The organism is Nocardioides nitrophenolicus, assembly GCF_016907515.1.
GTDB lineage: Bacteria > Actinomycetota > Actinomycetes > Propionibacteriales > Nocardioidaceae > Nocardioides > Nocardioides nitrophenolicus.
Genome location: NZ_JAFBBY010000001.1, coordinates 4,938,196 through 4,957,311 on the forward strand (window position 1 = coordinate 4,938,196; position 19,116 = coordinate 4,957,311).

The window sequence follows — 19,116 nt, forward strand, 5'->3', positions numbered from 1 at the left end:
GTGCCCGTTTTCCGTCACGGAGAATCGGCGGAGCCCACGCGCCGGGCCAGCCGCCGGGTGATCCTCCGGTACGACGCGGGCCGCACCGGCAGCAGCCACTGCAGCGCCTTGGTGCCGCGCCCTACGTCCAGGCCGACCTCGGCGAGCACCTCGTCGATGTTGTGCATCGAGAACGGCACCACGTTGGTGCCCCGGGCGGAATGTCCGTCCGTGCGCTCCTCCATCCAGGCGACCCGCTCCCGCACGACCGCCCGCATCGTGGCCGCGTCCGGCACCCGGTGGTGGCCGGACAGGTAGGAGCCGATCCACACCGCCGACATCTCGGCCGACAGCGGGGAGAAGAACGAGGAGTTGTAGCCGGCGAAGGTCAGGTCGGGCACGTCGACCGGCAGGATCTGCCGGTAGAGCGCGAAGTTGCCGCGCTCGTCGAGCAGCCGGCGCTGGACCTCCTCCGGCAGGAAGGGCACCTCCTGGCGGAAGCCGGTCCCGCACACGACCACGTCGGCCGGCACCACCGCGCCGTCGGTCAGCTCGGCGTGCGGCCGCCCGTCCTTCTCCAGGAAGCGGGCGACGACCGTGTCCCGGTGCACGCCGATGGTGCCGTCGGCCACGGCCTCGTAGAAGCCCTCGGTCGCGAGCGACACCGACGCCTTGGCGATGCTCGCGAACGGCGCTTCCGGCACCAGGCCGAGCCGGTCGAGCCCGAGCTGGCCGGTGACCACCTTCTCGACGCTCCCGAGCATCGCGCCCGGCAGCGCCGAGTCGCGGGCGTGCAGCACGCGCTCGACGCCGCTCAGCCGCTGGTAGGGGAAGAGCCCCTCCCCGAGGCGGGTGAGCAGCAGGTACTTGTAGTTGAGCACGCCCTTGATCCGGCGCGGCACCTTCCACAGCAGCCCGCGGGCCACGACGGTGGTGCTCGCGGCGACCCGGCTCACCTCGACGGCGACGTCGCACGACGACTTCCCGTAGCCCACCATCACGACGTGGCGGTCACGGACCTCGTCGAGGCTCGCGAGCTCGCTGGTCGCGATCAGCCGGCCGCCGGCCGCGGTCAGCTCGGCGACCCCGTCGAAGTCCGGGATCGCCGGCTCGCAGAAGATGCCGTTGGCCACGACGAGGTGGTCGAAGTGCTCGGTGCCCGCCTCCTGCCCGGAGGTGACGACCTCCCAGCCGCCGCCCTCGGCGGGCGCGGCCCGCTCGACCTCGGTGCCCAGGCGCAGGCACGGGGCCAGGCCGAAGCGGTCGACGTATGCCTCGAGGTACTGCTGCACCTGCGCGCCCTCCAGCCACTGGGGGAAGGCGCGTGGCATCGGGTGGTCGGAGTAGCGATAGGTCTGCTTGTTGTTCTGCGTCCGCAGTCCGGGGTAGCGGCGGGTGAGGCTCCACACCCCGCCGACGTCCGGCGCCTTGTCGTGGACGGTGACCTCGTGGCCGAGCTGGCGGAGCACCTTGGCCGAGGCGAGCCCGGCGAAGCCGGCCCCGACGATCGCGATCCTCATCGGCCCTCCGTCAGCAGCGGGATGGCGGGCACGGCCTGCTCGGGACCGAGCGCGGAGTAGCCGCCGTCGACGGCCCAGTCGGCCCCGGTGACGACCGAGGCCGCGTCGGAGACCAGGAAGGCGACGACCTCGCCGACCTCCGCCGGGTCGGCGACCCGGCCGGTGAGGTGGAAGGGCGCGGCGACGGCGTCGGTGCGGGCCCGGTCGCCGCCGGAGAGCTGGTCCATCACCTTCGACCAGGTCCACCCGGGGCTGACCGAGTTGACCCGGACGCCGTCGGGGGCGAGGTCGAGCGCCATGCTCCGGGTGAGCTGGACGACGGCGGCCTTGCTCGCCGGGTAGGTCCACCGGCCGGGCTGGGCGACCTTCGAGGACACCGAGCCGAAGTTGACCACGGCGGCGTGCGGGCTGGCGCGCAGCCAGGGAAGTGCCGCCTGGACCAGGGCGACCATCGACACGACGTTGACGTCGAGCGCGCTCAGCCAGTCGCGCCGCGACGTCGTGGGGCCGTCGTCGAGGTAGACGCTGGCCAGGTTGACGACCACGTCGATGCCGCCGCGCTCCGCGACGGTCTCGCGGACCAGCGCGGCGAGCTGGTCGTCGTCGGTGACGTCGGTGTGCCGGAAGGTCACCCGCGGGCCGTCCAGGGCCGCGGCGCCGGCGGCGTCCAGGTCCGCCACGACGACGTGCGCGCCGGCCCTCGCCAACGCGGTGACCACGCCGTGTCCGATCAGTGTCGAGCCGCCGGTCACGATCGCCGTGCGGCCGTCGAGAGCTCTCATGTGTCCTGCCTCCTGAGTCATCGGGCGATGAGGTTGGGAGGGGACGCTAGGGACGCCGCGCGAGCGGCGGCTATCCGTTGCGCGCGGGTCCTGTCCGGTCCGCGCGAGGACTCAGGCCAGGGGCAGCCGGCGCCGCACCTGCGGCGGCAGGTGCGCGTACCCCCGCCCGATCGCGTGGTGCAGCGCCTCGACGGGGAAGGGCCACTCCGCGGCGGCGAGTGCGTCGGCCTCGGGCACCCCGCGGGTGGCGAGCTCGCGGATCGTCTCGGCGACGGCGCGCAGGTCGTCGCACTGGTCCTCGACGAAGCGCCGGTCGACGATGCCGCCGTGTCCGGGGACGACGACGGTCGAGGGCGTGGTCAGGCCGAGGACCAGGTCGAGGGTCTGCGGCCAGTCGAGCGGCCAGGAGTCGGCGCCGAGGGACGGGGGCGCGGACTCCTCGACGAGGTCGCCGGCGAGGAGGACGTCGGCGTCGGGGACCCGGACGACGAGGTCGCCGGCGGTGTGGCCGCGGCCGGGGTGGACCAGCTCGACCTGGCGGTCGCCGAGGTCGATGACGGCGGCGCTGGAGAAGGTGTGGTCGGCCGGCGGCGCGGCCGGGTCGGTGCGGGCGGCGGCCTCCTCGGTCGCGTGGACCGGCGGGTCGTCGTAGCGCTCCTTGAAGGTGGCGTTGCCGAGCACGTGGTCGAAGTGGTCGTGGGTGTTGACGACGGCCACGACCCGCCCGGCGCCCAGGTCGCCGATCGCGGCGATCGAGGCACGGGCCTCGGCGGCGGTGGCGAGGGTGTCGACCACGACCAGGCCCCGCTCGCCCCCGACGGCGACCAGGTTGACGTCGTACGACGGAACACGGCGGACCCAGACCCGGTCCGCGACCTCGGTGAACGGCACCCGTCCACCGTAGCGATCAGCACAGCCCGGCGTGCAGCTCCGTGCGCAGCAGCTCGCCCAGCTCGGCCGCGGAGGTGGCGGGCCGGGGGAAGCGGAGCAGGGTGCGGTGGGCGCCGGTGGGGTCGACCCAGCGCAGCTCGACGCCCTCGGCGCGCAGGCCGGTGAGCTGGACGCCGACGACGTCGCCGAGCCGGGTCTGGCTCAGCGCCGAGACCGCGCGGCGCAGCTCGTCCTGGTGGCACTGGTTGGCGTGCTCGGTGGAACGCTGCAGGAACCCGCGGTTGAGGTCGTGCTCGGGCGAGGTGAACGCGGCGAGCGGCACCCGGACCCGGGTCTCGTCGGGCGCGTCGTCGGGGGCGCTGGCCCGGGCGAGCAGGATGAAGTCGAGGTCGAGGCCCACTCGCATCCGGAGCTCGTCGCAGCACTCGCACTGCTCGATCCCGAGCGCGTCGAGGCGCCCGGACAGGGTGAGCATCGCGTCGCGGTCGGTGGATCCGGGAGTGCCCAGGCCGCTGGTGACGGTGAGCAGCGCGCCGCGCCGGTCGGTGGCGGCGAGCGCCAGCGCGGAGTCGGCGGGGCAGGAGAGCAGCGGCCGGCCGCCGTGGTCCTGCATCTCCAGCACGGACTCGTCGAGCCCGGACGTGACGTCGTCGAGCCCGTCGACCACCAGCTGCACCTCGTGGGGGCAGGCGAGGATGCTGCGCGCCGCCGCGGCGAGTCGTCGTACGTCGAGACCGGGGTCGACCGTCATGTCCGCTCCTTGCAGCTCCGGGACGAGAAGATTAGGTGAGCCTAACCTACTCGAATCGGTGGAATCTGGGAAGCCGGAGCGGGTGAGGTGTCCCGCGGGTCCGGGCTTTCGCGCGGCTCGGGGCTAGGATTGGCACTCCCGATGGTGGAGTGCCAGGTCTGGAGGAGGTGGGCATGCAGGAGGAGCGCAGGCTCGCCGTGCTGCGTGCGATCGTCGAGGACTACGTCTCGACCGAGGAGCCGGTGGGCTCCAAGGCGCTCGTGGAGCGCCATCACCTCAACGTCTCGCCCGCCACGATCCGCAACGACATGGCGGCGCTGGAGGAGGAGGGCTACCTCCACCAGCCCCACACCAGCGCCGGCCGGGTGCCGACCGACAAGGGCTACCGGCTCTTCGTCGACCGGCTCTCCACGGTCAAGCCGACGACCCAGGCCGAGCGCCGCGCGATCGCGGGCTTCCTCGAGGGTGCCGTCGACCTCGACGACGTCGTCAACCGCTCGGTCCGGCTGCTCGCGCAGCTCACCCGCCAGGTCGCCGTCGTGCAGTACCCCACGCTCTCGCGCTCCACCGTGCGCCACATCGAGGTCGTCGCGCTCACCCCCGTGCGACTGCTGCTCGTGCTCATCCTGAGCTCCGGCCGGGTCGAGCAGCGCCTGGTCGAGCTCGACGCCGACATCAGCGACGACGAGCTGGCCACTCTGCGCTCCCGGATCAACCTGGCCGCCACCGGTGAGGTGATCGCCGACGCCGCCAGCGCCCTCGACGCGTTGGTCCACGGCCTCGACGGTGCCCCGGAGGCCACCTCGCCGACCGTCGCCGTCGTCGAGACCCTGGTCGAGGCGATGAGCGACCACCGCTCCGACGAGCGGGTCGCCGTGGGCGGCACGTCGAACCTGGCCCGGTTCGGCGACAGCTTCGAGACCTCGGTCCGCCCGCTCCTCGAGGCGCTCGAGGAGCAGGTCGTGCTCCTCAAGCTGCTGGGCGAGGCGACCGCCGGCGGCGCCGTGACGGTGCGGATCGGTGCGGAGGGGCCCTTCGAGAACCTCGCCTCCACCAGCGTCGTCGCCACCGGCTACGGCCCCGACGACGCGCTCGCCGCGCTCGGGATCGTCGGCCCCACCCGCATGGACTACCCCGGAACGATGGCGGCGGTGCGCGCCGTGGCGCGCTACGTCTCCCGCATCCTCGACGAGAGCTGAGAAGAAGAGAAGTGACCCAGGACCCCTACGAGCTGCTGGGCGTCGGCCGCGACGCGGACGCCGACACGATCAAGAAGGCCTACCGCAAGCTCGCCCGCCAGCTGCACCCCGACGTCAACCCCGACCCGGAGAGCCAGGAGCGGTTCAAGCAGGTCACCGCCGCCTACGAGGTGCTCTCCGACCCGCAGAAGCGGGCGGCGTACGACCGCGGCGGGGACGCCTTCGGCGCCGGCTTCGGCGGCCAGGGCGCCGGCTTCTCGTTCACCGACATCATGGACGCCTTCTTCGGCGGCCAGGGCGGTGGCGGCGGTGCCGGGCGGGGGCCGCGCTCGCGGGTGCGCCGCGGCCAGGACGCCCTCATCCGGATCGAGGTCGAGCTCGCCGAGGCGGCCTTCGGCGTGTCCCGGGAGCTGAAGGTCGACACCGCCGTGCGCTGTACGACGTGTGGCGGCGAGGGCGCCGCACCCGGCAGCCACCCCGTGCCGTGCGAGACCTGCCACGGGCAGGGCGAGGTCGCCCACGTGCAGCGCTCCTTCCTCGGCGAGATCCGCACCCTGCGCCCGTGCGCGGCCTGCCGCGGCTTCGGCACCGTGATCCCCGACCCGTGCCGCGAGTGCGCGGGCGACGGGCGGGTCCGCTCGCGGCGTACCCTCACCGTCAAGATCCCCGCCGGCGTCGACAACGGCACCCGGGTCCAGCTCAGCGAGCAGGGCGAGGTCGGTCCCGGCGGCGGCCCCGCCGGCGACCTGTACGTCGAGATCCACGTCGCGCCCCACGAGGTGTTCGAGCGCCACGGCAACGACCTGCACTGCACGGTGACGGTGCCGATGACCGCCGCCGCCCTCGGCACGACCATCGAGCTCCCCACCCTCGAGGCCGACCTCGACCCGAGCGCCGACGTCCAGCGCTCCTTCGACCTGCAGGTGCCGAGCGGCACCCAGTCCGGCCACCAGGTCGTCCTGCGCGGGCTCGGCGTGCCCGGCCTGCGCGGCGGACGCGGCGACCTCGCCGTCACCGTCGCCGTCGAGACCCCGACCCGGCTGGACCCGCGTCAGGAGGAGCTGCTGCGCGAGCTGGCGGCGATCCGCGGCGAGGAGCAGCCCACCGGCGACGTCCGGCCCACCCACAAGTCGATGTTCGGCCGGCTGCGCGACGCGTTCACGGCCCACTGAGCATGACCCTCCCGCAGCACCTCGTGCCGTCGCTCGACGGTGTCGGCGTCGGCTCGGCGGTGGTCGTGGAGGGCGACGAGGCCCACCACGCGGTCGTCGTACGACGGCTGCGGGTGGGCGAGCGCCTGCTGCTCGCCGACGGGCTGGGCCGGGTCGCGACCGGCGAGGTCAGTGCGACCACGAAGCGCTCGTTCACGGCGCTGGTGACCGAGGTCCGCGACGAGCCCGAGCCGCGCCCGCGGGTCACCGTCGTCCAGGCACTGCCGAAGGGCGATCGCGGCGAGCTCGCCGTCGAGGTGCTCACCGAGATCGGCGCCGCCCGGATCGTTCCCTGGGCCGCCGCGCGCAGCGTCGCGGTCTGGAAGGGCGAGCGCGCCGCCAAGTCGCACGCCAAGTGGCAGGCCACCGCCCGCGAGGCGGCCAAGCAGGCCCGCCGCGCCTGGCACCCGACCGTGCCGCCGCTCGCCACGACCGACGACGTGACCGCGCTGGTCGGTGCGGCCGACGTGGCGATCGTGCTGCACGAGGACGCCACCGAGCCGATCGGGGCGCTCGCGCTGCCCGACGACGGCGAGCTGGTCGTGATCGTCGGGCCCGAGGGCGGGCTCACCGAGGAGGAGGTCGCGACCTTCGTCGGGCGGGGTGCGGTCGCCGTACGGCTGGGCGCGGAGGTGCTGCGCACCTCCACCGCGGGGGTCGCCGCGGTCGCCGCGGTGCTGGCGCGGACGTCGCGTTGGGGTGGTCTGACCAGCTAGCGATTGGGCAGAGACTGCACCGAAATCGCCGAAATGTTGCGGTTTGGTCCCAAACCGCAACGTCATCAGCGGGCCAGCAGCGCCTCCACCCGCCCGATCTCCTCGTCCAACCCCGCCCGTTCGGCCCGGCTCAGCTCCCGCACCAGCTCGACGACCACGACCCGCCCGTCCTCGACCCGCCACAGCCCGGCGAACCACCCGTCGACGTGCACCGACATCGCCTGCGCCCCGTTGACGCCCATCCACAGCCGCCGGTGCTCGGGGGCCATCACCCGGTCCCGGGACGCGTGGGAGAGCCACAGGTTGTCGTAGGTGCCGAACAGCCGCACCGGGGCCGGGGCGTCCTCGTCGGCGACGGGGGCGTCGGCGAGGTCGTAGAGCGGCTTGCCGTTCTCGTCCTCGTGCACCACCAGGTCCGGCATCGCCTTGACGACCGGGCCGAGCCGGGTGATCCCGGACCAGGCGGTGACGTCGGCGGCGGTGCCGGGGCCGTAGGCGCGCAGGAAGCGGCGCACGAGGGTCGGTACGTCGGGCGCGGTGAGCGGGAGTCCGGTCCAGCGCTCGGCGAGGTCGTAGGCGACGGCGGTGGAGCCGGTGGGCTTCCAGCAGCCGCGCGGCGGGAGCTGGGCCAGGACCTCGGCGACCCGCGCCACCTGGCCGAGCTGGGTGGCGGTGTACGCCGGGAAGCGCTCGGCGAGGGCGGCGCCGAGTCGGCGCTGGGGGAGCGGGCCGTCGGCGAGGATCTCGTGCACGGCCGCGGAGAAGGCGGCCCGGTCGACCTCGCGCGCGGAGCCGATGGTCTGGCTGGCCCGGATCTCGCGCTCGCGCACCGGCGCCGCCCACACCGGCAGGGTCACCGCGTCGGCCGGCAGGTGGAGGTGGACGGTGTCGCGCAGGCTGAGCACCCGCACCAGCGACCGGTCCTCGATCGCCCGGCTCACCGCCCAGGGGTCCAGCTCGGTGAGCCGGGCCGCCAGGGAGAGGTACGGCGGCAGCGGCTCCTGCGCCTGCAGGCCGACCAGGTGGTCGACCATCGCGCCGGGCTCCATCGCCACCCGCTCCAGCAGGTATTGGCGCAGGAGCAGGGTCCGGTTCAGCCGGAGGCGGGAGAACCTCACGTGATCGTGATCCGCTTGGTGTCCTCGGTGGGGCCGCCGCCCTCGCCGCCGGACGGGTCATCGGTGCGGGCCACGAAGGTGTAGTCGCCGGGCGGCAGCTCGCTGACGTCGACCTCGGTGGTCCACGGGTAGAGCTTGTCGATCCAGCCCTCGGCCATCGCGGAGCCCTCGAGGACGACCTTGCCGTCGGCGTCCTGGATCTCCCAGGCGACGGTCGCCTCGAACGAGCTGGACCGGCCGGTGGCGGTGAAGCTGCCGCTCACGGCGGTGCCCTCGGCGGGCTCGGTGACGTTGACCAGGGCCAGGACGTCGAGCTCGGGCGCGGCGCTCAGGCCGTCTCCGACGGGGACGCCGAGCAGCGTCGCGGCCGGCTCGCCGTCGAGGGTCACCCGCACCGGCAGCCGCGCCCCGGCCGCGCCCTGCAGGGAGTAGACGAGCTGCTGGACGGCGAGTCGCGCCTGCGCGGGCTTCAGCGACCCGGCCGAGACCCAGGTGTCGTCGGGCAGCGCGACCACGATCGCGTCGGCGGTCTTCTCGACCGACGCGAACCGGCCCTTCGGCCACAGCGTGCGGTAGTCGGGGTCGACGGGGTCGCCGCTGGTGATCGCGGCGGCGGTGGCGACCAGTCGGTCGGCGCCGGCGACCTGCAGGAACTCCCGGTAGAGCCGGTCGCCCTGAGGCGTCTCGCCGACGTAGTAGGCGGGCACCGCCGAGGCCTGGTCGCTCGGTGAGGCGGTCGGCGGCGTGGAGCTGGACTCCGTCGCCACGTCGGAGGTCGCCGGGCTGGGGGTCGGCCGGGCAGCGGGCTCGTCGTCGCCGCAACCCGCGAGCAGGCCCAGGGCGAGGACGGCGCCGGCGGCGGTGAGGGGGCGGGGGAAGGTCATGGCTCGATCCTCCCCGATGCCGCGGAAGCTCAGCGGACGACGGCGACCCGCGTGTCGACCGGGGCGAGCTGCGCGAGGTAGAGGGTCCGCAGCCGGCGCCGGGCCCGGTGCGCCACCGCGGAGATCGCCGCCGGCTCGCACCCCAGCGCCGCGGCGAGCTCGCGCGGCCGGTGGCCCTCGACGTCGACCGCCCACAGCACCTGGCGCTGGCGCGGCGCGAGCGCCTGGAAGGCCCGGGTCAGCAGGTCGCCCTCGACCGCCCAGGTGTGGTCGTCCTCGACGCCGTCCCCGTCCAGCACCGGCTCCGCCGTCGCCACCGCCCGACTGCGTGCCTGGGCCCGCTGGATGGCGCGGTTGCGGGCGCTGGTGAGGACATAGCCGCGCACGTCGTACGTCGGCCCGCCGCCGGCGCGCAGCACCCGCAGCAGGCCCAGGTAGGCCTCGGCCACGGCGTCGTCCTCCTCGCCCGGCACGATCGAGCGCGCCACCCTCAGCGCCGCGGCCCGGTGCCGGCGGAAGAGCTCCGCGAAGGCCTCGTCGGCGTCCTCGCCCCGCCGCACCCGGTCGATCAGCTGAGCGTCGGAGCAGTCCCTCGTCTCCATCCCGGATCCCCCTCCAGAGTCGGAGCAGCGAGGCTAGGTACGGCGGTTTCACAGTCCGGCCGACCGGATGTGATGCACCATGTGGGCGTGGAGGACAGGTCCGGGACGGTGCCGACCACGTTCGCCGACGCCCTGGGGGAGGCGATGGCACGCCGCGGCGCGACGCTGACCCACCTGCGCGACCGGCTCGCCGAGCGCGGGCATCCGGTCTCGCTCACCGCGCTGTCGTACTGGCGCTCGGGCCAGCGCGAGCCCGAGCGGGTGGCGTCGATCGAGGCCATCCCCGAGCTCGAGGCGGTCCTCGGGCTCGAGACGGGTGCGTTGAGCCGGCGGCTCAGCGGCCGGGCCCGACGCCGGGTCGGCGCGGTCGAGCCGTTCGACTCGCTCCTGGGCGACCCCGCGGTCGACGCCGTGATCGGCGAGGAGGACGTGTGTCGGGTGTCCTCCCACCTGGTCGTCGACGTCGGAGCGCAGGGAGAGATCGTGCGCGCGCGGGTGCGTCAGGTCGTCGTCGCCGACCGCGAGGGGGTCGACGGCGTCACCCTCTTCGTCGGGCCGGACGTCGGCACCCAGGAGAACGCTGTCGTGATGACGGCGGTCGCCGGCTGCACGATCGAGGAGACCCATGACCTCGAGAACGGCATCCGCGGCTCCCGCCTGGTCTTCGAGCGCCCGCTCGGGCTGGGGGAGTCCACGGTGACCGAGATCGAGGCCACGACCGAGGGCGGCCTCGACCTCGAGACCGACTACGCGCTCGCCGCGGAGCAGCGGCTCGAGGAGGCGCTGGTGTGGGTGCGCTTCCATCCCGACCGGCTGCCTTCCCGGTGCTGGGTGTACTTCTCCGAAGGCGGGCTGCGGCACGACTGGCCGGTGGAGCTCGCCGGCGCGCGCAGCGTCAACTACCGGCAGACCGGCTTCGGGCCCGGGTCGCTCGGTGTCCGCTGGGAGTGGTGAGCCGCCGCCGTCCCGGGCCCTAGGCTGGGCCGGGTGAGCGATCCCGACTGCCTGTTCTGCAAGATCGTCGCCGGTGAGATCCCGGCCGAGATCGTCCACGAGGGCGAGCGCACGATCGCCTTCCGCGACATCAGCCCGCAGGCGCCGACCCACGTGTTGGTGGTGCCGCGCGACCACGAGCCGAACGCCGCCGCCACCGCACACACCGACGCCGCGACCTTCGCCGAGATCGCCCTCACCGCGCGGGCCGTCGCCACCGCGGAGGGGTACGACGACTACCGCCTCGTGTTCAACACCGGTGCCGGCGTCGGGCAGACCGTCTTCCACACCCACGGCCACGTGCTCGCCGGCCGGCCGATGGGCTGGCCGCCGGGCTGAGCCCGGAGCCGGGCCCGCGGCGAGCAATCGAGTGGGCGTGCCGCGGTCCCGCCACGTACCATGGAGGGGCCGCATCGTCGTACCTGAAAGGCCGCCCGTCCCGGGCATCCATGACCGACTCACTTCCGAACGCCAGCCCCGCCGCCGCGTCCCCGACCCGCCACACCGTGGTGGTGCCCAACAGCATCGACATGGTGACCCTCTTCGGTCCGGGCGACGAGCACCTCGGCATCATCGAGAAGCGGCTCGGCGTCACCATCCACGTCCGCGGCAACCGGATCACCCTGGCCGGCGACGTCCACGACATCGAGCTGGCCGAGAAGCTGATCGACGAGCTGGTCGCGATCCTGCGCACCGGCCAGGGCATCACCGCCGAGGTCGTCGAGCGCGTCGAGGCGATGCTGCGGGTCCAGACCGCGACCTCCGAGCGGCCCGCCGACATCCTCTCGCTCAACATCCTGAGCAACCGCGGCCGCTCGATCCGGCCCAAGACGCTCAACCAGAAGCGCTACGTCGAGACCATCGACAAGCACACCATCACCTTCGGCATCGGCCCCGCCGGCACCGGCAAGACCTATCTCGCGATGGCCAAGGCGGTGCAGGCGCTGCAGGCCAAGCAGGTCAACCGGATCATCCTGACCCGCCCGGCGGTCGAGGCCGGCGAGCGGCTCGGCTACCTCCCCGGCACGCTCAGCGAGAAGATCGACCCCTACCTGCGCCCGCTCTACGACGCGCTGCACGACATGCTCGACCCGGAGTCGGTGCCCAAGCTCCTCGCCGCCGGCACCATCGAGGTCGCGCCGCTGGCCTACATGCGCGGACGCTCGCTCAACGACTCCTTCATCATCCTCGACGAGGCGCAGAACACCACGCCCGAGCAGATGAAGATGTTCCTGACCCGGCTCGGGTTCGGGTCCAAGATCGTGGTGACCGGCGACGTCACCCAGGTCGACCTGCCCTCCGGCACCACCTCCGGCCTGCGGATCGTGGAGCGGATCCTCGACGGCGTCGAGGACCTGGCGTTCGTGCGGCTGACCAGCCATGACGTCGTCCGCCACCAGCTGGTGGCGCGGATCGTGGCGGCCTACGACGACTTCGACGCCAAGAAGGACGCGCAGAAGGATGCGCAGAAGGCCGCGAAGAAGGGCGACAGGTGAGCATCGAGATCCTCGACGAGTCCGGCAGCGGACTCGACGTGAAGCACTTCTCCCAGCTGGCGCGGTTCGTGATGGACCAGATGCGGGTGCACCCGCTCGCCGAGCTGTGCATCAAGGCCGTCGACGAGGACACCATCGCCGAGCTCAACGAGAAGTGGATGGAGAAGGAGGGGCCGACCGACGTGCTCGCCTTCCCCATGGACGAGCTGCGGCCCGGCCTGGTCAACGAGGAGCCCGAGGAGGGCGTCCTCGGCGACCTGGTGCTCTGCCCGGCGGTCGCCGAGCGCCAGGGCGAGGCGGCCGGCCACGGCACCCTCGCCGAGCTCGAGCTGCTCACCACCCACGGCATCCTGCACCTGCTCGGCTACGACCACGCCGAGCCGGAGGAGCACAAGGTCATGTTCGGCCTGCAGGACCAGCTGCTCGCCCAGTGGCGGGCGCAGCCGGCCACATGATCGCCGACAGTCTCTGGCCGCTGGGAGCAGCGGCCGTCCTGGTGGTCCTCGCCGGCCTGTTCGCCGCCGCGGACGCGGCCCTCGCCGGGTTCTCGCGCGCCCGCGCGCTGGAGCTGGCGGCCGAGCAGCGGGCGGGCGCCCGCCGCCTGGTCGTCGTCCTCGACGACGCCCGGCGGCACCTCAACACCGCGCTGCTGCTGCAGCTGCTGTGCGAGATCGCGGCCATCGTCGTGGTCACCCTGTACGTCGACGAGCGGCTCGACGCGTCCTGGTGGGCGCGGGCCGGACTCGCGCTCGGCGTGATGCTGGTCGTGTCCTTCGTCGTGATCGGCGTCGCCCCCCGCACCGTCGGCAGGCAGCACGCCGAGGCCGTAGCGCTGGGGTGCGCCTGGCCGCTGTCGGCGCTGACCACCGTGCTCGGCCCGGTGCCGCGCCTGCTGATCCTGGTCGGCAACGCGATCACCCCCGGACGCGGCTTCCGAGAGGGCCCGTTCCAGACCGAGACCGAGCTGCGCGAGCTGGTCGACATCGCCGAGGCCAGTGAGCTGATCGAGGCCGACGAGCGCAAGATGATCCACTCGGTCTTCGAGCTCGGCGACACCACCGTGCGCGAGGTGATGGTCCCGCGCGGTGACGTCGTCTACATCGAGAGCCACAAGAACCTGCGCCAGACCATGTCGCTGTTCCTGCGCTCCGGCTTCTCCCGGGTGCCCGTCGTGGGCGAGAACCTCGACGACGTCCGCGGCATGGCCTACCTCAAGGACGTCGTCCGCCGCGACTTCGAGGCCCCCGACGTCGAGCTGACCCAGAAGGTCGAGGAGGTGATGCGGCCGGTCGTGTGGGTGCCCGAGTCCAAGCCGGTCGACGACCTGCTCCGCGAGATGCAGCTGCGCCGCCTCCACGTCGCCATCGTGGTCGACGAGTACGGCGGCACCGCCGGCCTGATCACCATCGAGGACCTGCTCGAGGAGATCGTCGGCGAGATCACCGACGAGTACGACGAGGCCGAGATCGAGGTCGAGCACCTCGGCGACGGCGACGACCCGCAGGCCAGGGTCCGGGTGTCCTCGCGCTACCCGGTCGACGACCTCGACGAGCTGTTCGGCTTCCCGATCGAGGAGGAGGACGTCGACTCCGTCGGCGGCCTGCTCGCCAAGCACCTCGGCCGGGTGCCGATCCCCGGGTCGGTGGTCGAGGCCCACGGCCTGCGCTTCGAGGCCGAGCACGCCGCCGGCCGCCGCAACAAGATCGGCACGGTGCTGATCTCGCGGGTTCTCGACGAAGAGCCGGTCGCGGACTGACCGGATGCGGCCGGCTCGGTCAGCCGAGCAGCGCCCAGGGATTCTCGCGATGCCACACCGTCGGGAAGTGCAGGCCGACGCCCTGCCGCTCGGCGAGCCGGGTGAGGACCCGCATGGTGGCGTCGAGGTCGTCGCCGAGGTAGGGCAGCGCCCGAAGCGGCCGGTCGAGCGGCCGGAAGAAGTCGTCCCAGTGGATCAGCACGACCTGACGGGCGCCGACGGTCTCCACCGTCTCGGCCCAGTACTGCTCGAGATAGGCGTCGTCCTGGACCCCGAGCTGCCCGATCCCGAGATAGGCGACCTCGGCCCGCCGGCCGGCCAGCGCGCCGGGCCGGAAGCCCGCACTGCCCTGGACCAGCGCGGACCGACCGGTCTCGTGCTCGACGAGGATCGACCAGGCCTCGCCGCAGCGGTAGGCGTCGGTGCGCACCGGCGGCACGACGGGAGCGGTGATCGCACCGGGGTACCTGTCGGGCGGGCAGTGCTCGCCCTCGACCCAGGTCAGCCGGAACCCGCCCACCGTCATCGGCTCGCCCGGGACGACGACCTCGATCCGGTCGTCGGGCAGGCCGCCGCCGCGGCCGATCTGGGCGACCGACGTACCGCCGACGAGGCGGGCGCCGGTGCGCCGGGCCACCACCGCGGCGTCCATGGCGTGGTCGAAGTGGGTGTGCACGGGCGCCACCACGGCGACCCGGTCGATGCCGGCGCGAGCCAGGGTGGCGTCGATGCGGGCCTCGTCGGGCGCGATCCGGCCCAGCGCGACGCGGGGGAGCGAGGGGCGGGAGAAGAAGCCGTCGGTCAGCACCGCGGTGGTGCGGTCCTCGATCAGCAGGCTCGCCACGCCGAGGAAGGTGACCCCGAGCCCGTCCGCGGCCTGGGGGATCCCGAACCGGTCGGCGTACCGGCCGAGCTCGGGGCGCCCCAGCCGCAGCCGCAGGCTCAGCGCCATCTCACGCGCCCGGGACGATGCGGATGTCGCGCTCGGCGCCGTCGCCCAGGGCGGCCAGCGCCTCCTGGTAGGCGGGGGTGTCGTGGGCGGCGACGGCTGCCTCGACGCTGTCGAACTCGATCAGCACCGAGCGCTCCTGCAGGCCGGCCTCGTAGACCCGCTCCGGGAGCCCGCGGGCGAGGAAGCGGCCGCCCGCGGCGGTGAGCGCCGGCGCGGCCAGGGCGGCGTAGGCCGCCATCTTCTCGGGGTCGGTGACGGCGCGGTAGCTGCTGATCCAGTAGGCGGGCATGTGCCCATCCTGCCGCAGTGCTCGCGAGCGGTCTCTGGGAGGATCGGTCCATGTCCGACCTCTCCGCCGAGGACCAGAAGCTGGTCACCCTCGCCCGCGCCACGCGGGCCCGGATCCAGGCCGCCGAGGGCGCCGCCGTCCGCGACACCGACGGCCGCACGTACGCCGCCGCGACGGTCGACCTGCCCTCCCTCCAGCTGACCGCGGTCCAGGCCGTGATCGCGATGGCCGTCGCCTCGGGCTCCACCGGCGTCGACGCGTGCGTCGTCCTCGGCGACGCGCAGGACCTGACCGAGCCGGACGCGGCCGTGCTCGCCGACTTCGCCGGCGGCTCGGGCGTCGTCGTCCACCTGGGCGACGCGCGGGGCGCCATCGCGGCCACCGTCGCCCCCTGACCACCTGACGCCGGCCTCGGCCGGAAGGCCGGACGGGCGCTCGGGAGCCGAGGACCCGCGGTGAGCCATGACAGATGTCACGGCCGGGTCATGACGCCTGCCAGAGGCACCGGGCCCCGCAGCCGACCAGGCTGGGGCCATGACGACGACCACGAACCTGCTGGCGGTCCGGCTGGCCGGGGTGACCAAGGACTTCGGCCGGGTGCAGGCGGTACGGGGGATCGACCTCGAGCTGCACCCGGGCGAGATCGTGGCCTTCCTGGGCCCGAACGGCGCCGGCAAGACCACGACCATCGACATGGTGCTGGGCCTGACCCGGCCCACGACCGGCACCGTCGAGGTGCTCGGCCTCGAGCCGCGCCGCGCGATCGCCCGTGGCCTGGTGTCGGCCGTGATGCAGACCGGCGGCCTGCTCAAGGACCTCACCGTCCGCGAGACCGTGGCCTACACGGCCAGCCTGTTCGCCGACACCCGGCCGGTCGAGGAGGTGCTCGAGCGCGCCGGCATCACCGACATCGCCGGACGGCGGGTCGGCAAGTGCTCGGGCGGTGAGCAGCAGCGGCTCCGGTTCGCGATGGCGCTGCTCTCCGACCCGGCACTGCTACTGCTCGACGAGCCGACGACGGGCATGGACGTCGAGGGCCGCCGCGCCTTCTGGAGCTCGATCCGCGCGGACGCGGCGACCGGCCGCACGGTGCTGTTCGCGACGCACTACCTCGAGGAGGCCGACCAGTACGCCGACCGGATCGTCCTCATCAGCAAGGGCCGGGTCGTCGCCGACGGCACCGGTCCCCAGATCCGCGCCCTCGCCTCCGGCCGCACCGTCCGCGCCTGGCTGCCGGGCGCCGACGACGCGGCCGCCGCCGCGATCACCGCGCTGGGCGGCGTCGACCACGTCGAGGTGCGCGGCGAGTCGGTGACCATCCACGCCAAGGACAGCGACGCGGTCGCCCGCTACCTGCTGACCGAGACCGCGGCCCGCGACGTCGAGATCACCGCCCAGGGCATCGAAGAGGCCTTCCTCAGCCTGACAGGAGACAATCGATGAGCACCATCGACCCCACCACCCGCCGGGTCCCGCCCCTGGGCGGGTTCAACGCCACCGTGCTGCGGATCGAGCTGCGCCGCCTGCTGCGCAACCGCCGAACCATCATCTTCACGCTGCTCTTCCCCGGCGCGATGCTGCTCGCCTTCGGCGGCCAGCAGGGCTGGCAGGACAAGGTCGGCGACGGCAACGTCGCGGCGTACATCCTCGCCTCGATGGCGCTCTACGGCTCGGCCCTCACCGCGGCCGCCGGCGGCTCCATGGTCGCCCTCGAGCGCTCCCTCGGCTGGTCGCGCCAGCTGCGTCTCACTCCTCTCAACCCGGTCGTCTACATCCTGATGAAGGCCCTCGTCGCCCTGGTCATGGGCGCCCTCGCCATCGCCGCGGTCAACGTCGTGGGAGCCCTGCAGGGCAAGGCGCAGATGCCGACCCACGTCTGGGTGGCCTGCGCCGTGGTCACGCTCTTCTGCACCTTGACCTTCGCCGCCCTGGGCGTGTTCGTCGGCTATGTCGTCCCGGGCGAGAACGCCATGCAGATCCTCGGTCCCGGCCTCGCCCTCCTCTCGTTCCTCGGTGGGGTGTTCATCCCGCTCGACAACTATGCGGAAGGGGTCCGACAGATTGCCTACTGGACCCCGATGTACGGCGTCGCCGAGATCGCCCGCTCGCCGCTCACCCACGAGCTGCCGTGGTACGCCGTGGTCAACGCGGTCGCCTGGTTCGGTCTCTTCGTCGCCGGCGCGGCCTGGCGGATGAGCAAGGACACCGCACGCGTGTGAGCACTACGGTGAGCATCGTGAGCGAGACCGCGCCGACCCCGCCCGGCACGGTGGGCCGGCGCGGTCCGCTGTTCGCCGCGGTCTGGCTGTTCTTCCTGATCGACCCGATCCGGGCCGGCCTCCAGGCTGACGACCGGGCCCGTGGCCTGACGGGCGTGGCGGCCACGGCGCTCTTCGCGGCGGTCTACATGCTGCTGTGGTGGCGGATGCGGGCGCGAGCGCAGGTCTTCGGCGATCGCGTCGGCGAGGGGGCGGGCCCGGGCGGCGCGCTGCTGCTCGTGCTCGCCGGACTCAGCGTGCTGATGATGGTGCTGCTGGGCGAGCCGGGCGTCGCCAGCCTCGTCTACGTCGGTGTCGCGGTGGTCATGGTGCTGCCGACGCGCTGGGCCGCGCCGACGGTGGTGGCCATCGCGGTGACGGCCGTCCTCCTCGGTCTGCTCCCGGGCTGGGAGTTCGAGTTCGGCGTCGCGTTCGGCGTCGTGGCGGCCGCCATCGCGGTGTTCGGCATCCGCACGATCATCAACCGCAACGCCGAGCTCATCGCCGCCCACGCCCGCAACGCGGAGCTGGCCGTCGACAACGAGCGGACCCGCTTCGCCCGCGACCTCCACGACATCCTCGGCCACTCGCTGACGGTCATCACGATCAAGGCCGAGCTCGCCGGCCGCCTCTTCGACGCCGATCCCGAGCGCGCCCGGCAGGAGATCACCGACCTGGAGCGGTTGAGCCGCGACGCCCTGGCCGACGTACGCCGGGCGGTCGAGGGCTACCGCGAGCTGACCCTGCCCGGCGAGCTGGCCCGGGCCCGGACCGCGCTCGAGGCCGCCCAGATCGAGGCGCGTCTCCCCAACAGCACCGACGAGGTCCCCACCGAGCTGCGCGAGCTGTTCGCGTGGACCGTGCGCGAGGGCGTGACCAACGTCGTGCGGCACTCCGGTGCCCGCCGGTGCGAGGTGCTGCTCGGGCCCGACCGGGCGGAGGTGCGCGACGACGGCACCGGTACGACGGCCGCCCTCGTCCGGGGCTCGGGCCTCACGGGTCTCCAGGAGCGCGCGGCCGCACTCGGCGCGCGCCTGGTGACCACGCGGCTCGATCCCGGCTGGTCGCTGGCGGTGGTCGTCGAATGACCATCCGGCTGCTCCTCGCCGACGACCAGGCCCTGGTCCGCGGCGCCCTGTCGGCGCTGCTCGGCCTCGAGCCCGACCTGGAGGTCGTCGCCGAGGTGGGGACGGGGGAGGAGGCCGTCGCGGCCGCGACCGAGCACGCGCCCGATGTCGCCCTGCTCGACGTCGAGATGCCGGGCCTGGACGGGATCGCGGCGTGCGCGGCGGTCCGGGCGGCCAGTCCGGACACCCAGGTCCTGATCGTCACCACCTTCGGCCGGCCGGGCTACCTGCGCCGTGCGTTGCAGGCCGGTGCGTCGGGCTTCGTCGTCAAGGACACCCCGGCGTCGCAGCTCGCGGACGCCGTGCGCCGCATCCATCAGGGCCTGCGCGTGGTCGACCCGGCGCTGGCCACCGACTCGCTGGTGACGGGGGAGTCGCCGCTCACCGCCCGGGAGACCGACGTGCTGCGGGCGGCCCGTGACGGCGCGTCCGTGGCGGCGATCGCCGCGGAGCTCTTCCTGTCGGAGGGCACCGTGCGCAACCACCTGTCGGCCGCGATCGGGAAGACCGGCGCGAGCAACCGCACCGAGGCCGTTCTCGTGGCTCTCGGGAATGGCTGGCTCTGAAATCCACTTGGCCCCACAGGACGCCA

The 19,116-nt window shown here is 73.6% G+C and carries 22 protein-coding genes; 13 read left to right on the top strand and 9 right to left on the bottom strand.

Annotation, left to right across the window (positions count from 1 at the left end):
• Positions 1–14: 14 nt before the first annotated feature.
• From JOD66_RS23780 to JOD66_RS23795, 4 genes are all read right to left on the bottom strand, one after another.
• Positions 15–1,499: a flavin-containing monooxygenase gene (locus tag JOD66_RS23780; protein ID WP_204839277.1), complete on the bottom strand. Its 1,485-nt coding sequence runs from the start codon at positions 1,497–1,499 to the stop codon at positions 15–17.
• A complete protein-coding gene (locus tag JOD66_RS23785; RefSeq protein ID WP_204839278.1) occupies positions 1,496–2,281 on the bottom strand; it encodes an SDR family oxidoreductase in 786 nt (261 codons plus the stop codon). Before JOD66_RS23785 ends, JOD66_RS23780 begins: the two co-directional genes overlap by 4 nt.
• Positions 2,282–2,392: 111 nt before the next feature.
• Positions 2,393–3,172, bottom strand: a complete 780-nt coding sequence (locus tag JOD66_RS23790; RefSeq protein ID WP_204839279.1) for an MBL fold metallo-hydrolase — start codon at positions 3,170–3,172, stop codon at positions 2,393–2,395.
• Positions 3,173–3,188: 16 nt separating this feature from the next.
• Positions 3,189–3,923 carry a DUF2470 domain-containing protein gene (locus JOD66_RS23795; RefSeq protein ID WP_204839280.1) on the bottom strand — a complete coding sequence of 245 codons (735 nt, stop codon included), beginning with the start codon at positions 3,921–3,923 and terminating at the stop codon, positions 3,189–3,191.
• Positions 3,924–4,096: 173 nt separating this feature from the next.
• Between JOD66_RS23795 and hrcA the strand changes: the two genes are divergently transcribed.
• Genes hrcA through JOD66_RS23810 form a run of 3 tightly spaced genes read left to right on the top strand, consistent with a single transcriptional unit; the run spans position 4,097 to position 7,049 of the window.
• Entirely contained in the window at positions 4,097–5,122 is a 1,026-nt protein-coding gene (gene hrcA, locus JOD66_RS23800; protein ID WP_204839281.1) for a heat-inducible transcriptional repressor HrcA, read from the top strand.
• Positions 5,123–5,133: 11 nt separating this feature from the next.
• A complete protein-coding gene (dnaJ, locus tag JOD66_RS23805; RefSeq protein ID WP_204839282.1) occupies positions 5,134–6,294 on the top strand; it encodes a molecular chaperone DnaJ in 1,161 nt (386 codons plus the stop codon).
• A gap of 2 nt (positions 6,295–6,296) precedes the next feature.
• Entirely contained in the window at positions 6,297–7,049 is a 753-nt protein-coding gene (locus JOD66_RS23810; RefSeq protein WP_204839283.1) for a 16S rRNA (uracil(1498)-N(3))-methyltransferase, read from the top strand.
• Positions 7,050–7,114: 65 nt separating this feature from the next.
• Here JOD66_RS23810 and JOD66_RS23815 read toward each other — a convergent pair whose 3' ends face one another.
• The 3 genes from JOD66_RS23815 to JOD66_RS23825 are packed head-to-tail and all read right to left on the bottom strand — an operon-like array spanning position 7,115 to position 9,653.
• Positions 7,115–8,167, bottom strand: coding sequence for a winged helix DNA-binding domain-containing protein (locus tag JOD66_RS23815; protein ID WP_204839284.1), 1,053 nt, complete (start codon positions 8,165–8,167; stop codon positions 7,115–7,117).
• Positions 8,164–9,051 (bottom strand): Gmad2 immunoglobulin-like domain-containing protein, encoded by an 888-nt coding sequence (locus tag JOD66_RS23820; RefSeq protein WP_204839285.1) that lies wholly within the window; start codon positions 9,049–9,051, stop codon positions 8,164–8,166. The genes JOD66_RS23815 and JOD66_RS23820 overlap by 4 nt, the downstream gene beginning before the upstream one ends.
• 29 nt (positions 9,052–9,080) lie before the next feature.
• Entirely contained in the window at positions 9,081–9,653 is a 573-nt protein-coding gene (locus tag JOD66_RS23825) for an RNA polymerase sigma factor (RefSeq protein WP_204839286.1), read from the bottom strand.
• 87 nt (positions 9,654–9,740) lie between these two features.
• Between JOD66_RS23825 and JOD66_RS23830 the strand changes: the two genes are divergently transcribed.
• The 5 genes from JOD66_RS23830 to JOD66_RS23850 all read left to right on the top strand — a co-directional run bounded on the left by JOD66_RS23830 (position 9,741) and on the right by JOD66_RS23850 (position 13,898).
• A complete protein-coding gene (locus JOD66_RS23830) occupies positions 9,741–10,607 on the top strand; it encodes a hypothetical protein (RefSeq protein WP_204839287.1) in 867 nt (288 codons plus the stop codon).
• Positions 10,608–10,640: 33 nt separating this feature from the next.
• Positions 10,641–10,985, top strand: coding sequence for an HIT domain-containing protein (locus JOD66_RS23835; protein WP_307823687.1), 345 nt, complete (start codon positions 10,641–10,643; stop codon positions 10,983–10,985).
• 110 nt (positions 10,986–11,095) lie between these two features.
• On the top strand, positions 11,096–12,142 hold the full coding sequence (locus JOD66_RS23840; RefSeq protein ID WP_204839288.1) for a PhoH family protein: 1,047 nt from the start codon (positions 11,096–11,098) through the stop codon (positions 12,140–12,142).
• Positions 12,139–12,597, top strand: a complete 459-nt coding sequence (gene ybeY / locus JOD66_RS23845) for an rRNA maturation RNase YbeY (protein WP_204839289.1) — start codon at positions 12,139–12,141, stop codon at positions 12,595–12,597. Before JOD66_RS23840 ends, ybeY begins: the two co-directional genes overlap by 4 nt.
• Positions 12,594–13,898 (top strand): hemolysin family protein, encoded by a 1,305-nt coding sequence (locus JOD66_RS23850; RefSeq protein ID WP_204839290.1) that lies wholly within the window; start codon positions 12,594–12,596, stop codon positions 13,896–13,898. Before ybeY ends, JOD66_RS23850 begins: the two co-directional genes overlap by 4 nt.
• Positions 13,899–13,917: 19 nt before the next feature.
• On the opposite strand, the gene JOD66_RS23855 is transcribed toward JOD66_RS23850, so the two are convergent.
• Together JOD66_RS23855 and JOD66_RS23860 are read right to left on the bottom strand one after the other, a co-directional pair.
• Positions 13,918–14,850: an MBL fold metallo-hydrolase gene (locus JOD66_RS23855; protein WP_204839291.1), complete on the bottom strand. Its 933-nt coding sequence runs from the start codon at positions 14,848–14,850 to the stop codon at positions 13,918–13,920.
• A gap of 1 nt (position 14,851) precedes the next feature.
• A complete protein-coding gene (locus JOD66_RS23860) occupies positions 14,852–15,139 on the bottom strand; it encodes a DUF1330 domain-containing protein (RefSeq protein WP_204839292.1) in 288 nt (95 codons plus the stop codon).
• A 50-nt stretch (positions 15,140–15,189) separates the two neighbouring features.
• Here JOD66_RS23860 and JOD66_RS23865 point away from each other — a divergent pair, with 50 nt between their 5' ends.
• The 5 genes from JOD66_RS23865 to JOD66_RS23885 all read left to right on the top strand — a co-directional run bounded on the left by JOD66_RS23865 (position 15,190) and on the right by JOD66_RS23885 (position 19,090).
• On the top strand, positions 15,190–15,534 hold the full coding sequence (locus tag JOD66_RS23865; protein ID WP_204839293.1) for a cytidine deaminase-like protein: 345 nt from the start codon (positions 15,190–15,192) through the stop codon (positions 15,532–15,534).
• A gap of 139 nt (positions 15,535–15,673) precedes the next feature.
• Positions 15,674–16,582 (top strand): ABC transporter ATP-binding protein, encoded by a 909-nt coding sequence (locus JOD66_RS23870; protein ID WP_204839294.1) that lies wholly within the window; start codon positions 15,674–15,676, stop codon positions 16,580–16,582.
• Positions 16,579–17,358, top strand: a complete 780-nt coding sequence (locus tag JOD66_RS23875; protein ID WP_204839295.1) for an ABC transporter permease — start codon at positions 16,579–16,581, stop codon at positions 17,356–17,358. Before JOD66_RS23870 ends, JOD66_RS23875 begins: the two co-directional genes overlap by 4 nt.
• Before the next feature lie 17 nt (positions 17,359–17,375).
• Positions 17,376–18,485, top strand: a complete 1,110-nt coding sequence (locus JOD66_RS23880; protein ID WP_204839296.1) for a sensor histidine kinase — start codon at positions 17,376–17,378, stop codon at positions 18,483–18,485.
• Entirely contained in the window at positions 18,482–19,090 is a 609-nt protein-coding gene (locus tag JOD66_RS23885; protein ID WP_204839297.1) for a response regulator transcription factor, read from the top strand. Before JOD66_RS23880 ends, JOD66_RS23885 begins: the two co-directional genes overlap by 4 nt.
• Positions 19,091–19,116: the final 26 nt, after the last annotated feature.

Bases quoted from the DNA above. Each gene is read 5' to 3' on its own strand.
- JOD66_RS23780 (WP_204839277.1), bottom strand. From the start codon at position 1,499: ATGAGGATCGCGATCGTCGGGGCCGGCTTCGCCGGGCTCGCCTCGGCC.
- JOD66_RS23785 (WP_204839278.1), bottom strand. From the start codon at position 2,281: ATGAGAGCTCTCGACGGCCGCACGGCGATCGTGACCGGCGGCTCGACA.
- JOD66_RS23795 (WP_204839280.1), bottom strand. From the start codon at position 3,923: ATGACGGTCGACCCCGGTCTCGACGTACGACGACTCGCCGCGGCGGCG.
- hrcA (WP_204839281.1), top strand. From the start codon at position 4,097: ATGCAGGAGGAGCGCAGGCTCGCCGTGCTGCGTGCGATCGTCGAGGAC.
- JOD66_RS23810 (WP_204839283.1), top strand. From the start codon at position 6,297: ATGACCCTCCCGCAGCACCTCGTGCCGTCGCTCGACGGTGTCGGCGTC.
- JOD66_RS23820 (WP_204839285.1), bottom strand. From the start codon at position 9,051: ATGACCTTCCCCCGCCCCCTCACCGCCGCCGGCGCCGTCCTCGCCCTG.
- JOD66_RS23825 (WP_204839286.1), bottom strand. From the start codon at position 9,653: ATGGAGACGAGGGACTGCTCCGACGCTCAGCTGATCGACCGGGTGCGG.
- JOD66_RS23840 (WP_204839288.1), top strand. From the start codon at position 11,096: ATGACCGACTCACTTCCGAACGCCAGCCCCGCCGCCGCGTCCCCGACC.
- JOD66_RS23850 (WP_204839290.1), top strand. From the start codon at position 12,594: ATGATCGCCGACAGTCTCTGGCCGCTGGGAGCAGCGGCCGTCCTGGTG.
- JOD66_RS23855 (WP_204839291.1), bottom strand. From the start codon at position 14,850: ATGGCGCTGAGCCTGCGGCTGCGGCTGGGGCGCCCCGAGCTCGGCCGG.
- JOD66_RS23860 (WP_204839292.1), bottom strand. From the start codon at position 15,139: ATGCCCGCCTACTGGATCAGCAGCTACCGCGCCGTCACCGACCCCGAG.
- JOD66_RS23865 (WP_204839293.1), top strand. From the start codon at position 15,190: ATGTCCGACCTCTCCGCCGAGGACCAGAAGCTGGTCACCCTCGCCCGC.
- JOD66_RS23870 (WP_204839294.1), top strand. From the start codon at position 15,674: ATGACGACGACCACGAACCTGCTGGCGGTCCGGCTGGCCGGGGTGACC.
- JOD66_RS23875 (WP_204839295.1), top strand. From the start codon at position 16,579: ATGAGCACCATCGACCCCACCACCCGCCGGGTCCCGCCCCTGGGCGGG.
- JOD66_RS23885 (WP_204839297.1), top strand. From the start codon at position 18,482: ATGACCATCCGGCTGCTCCTCGCCGACGACCAGGCCCTGGTCCGCGGC.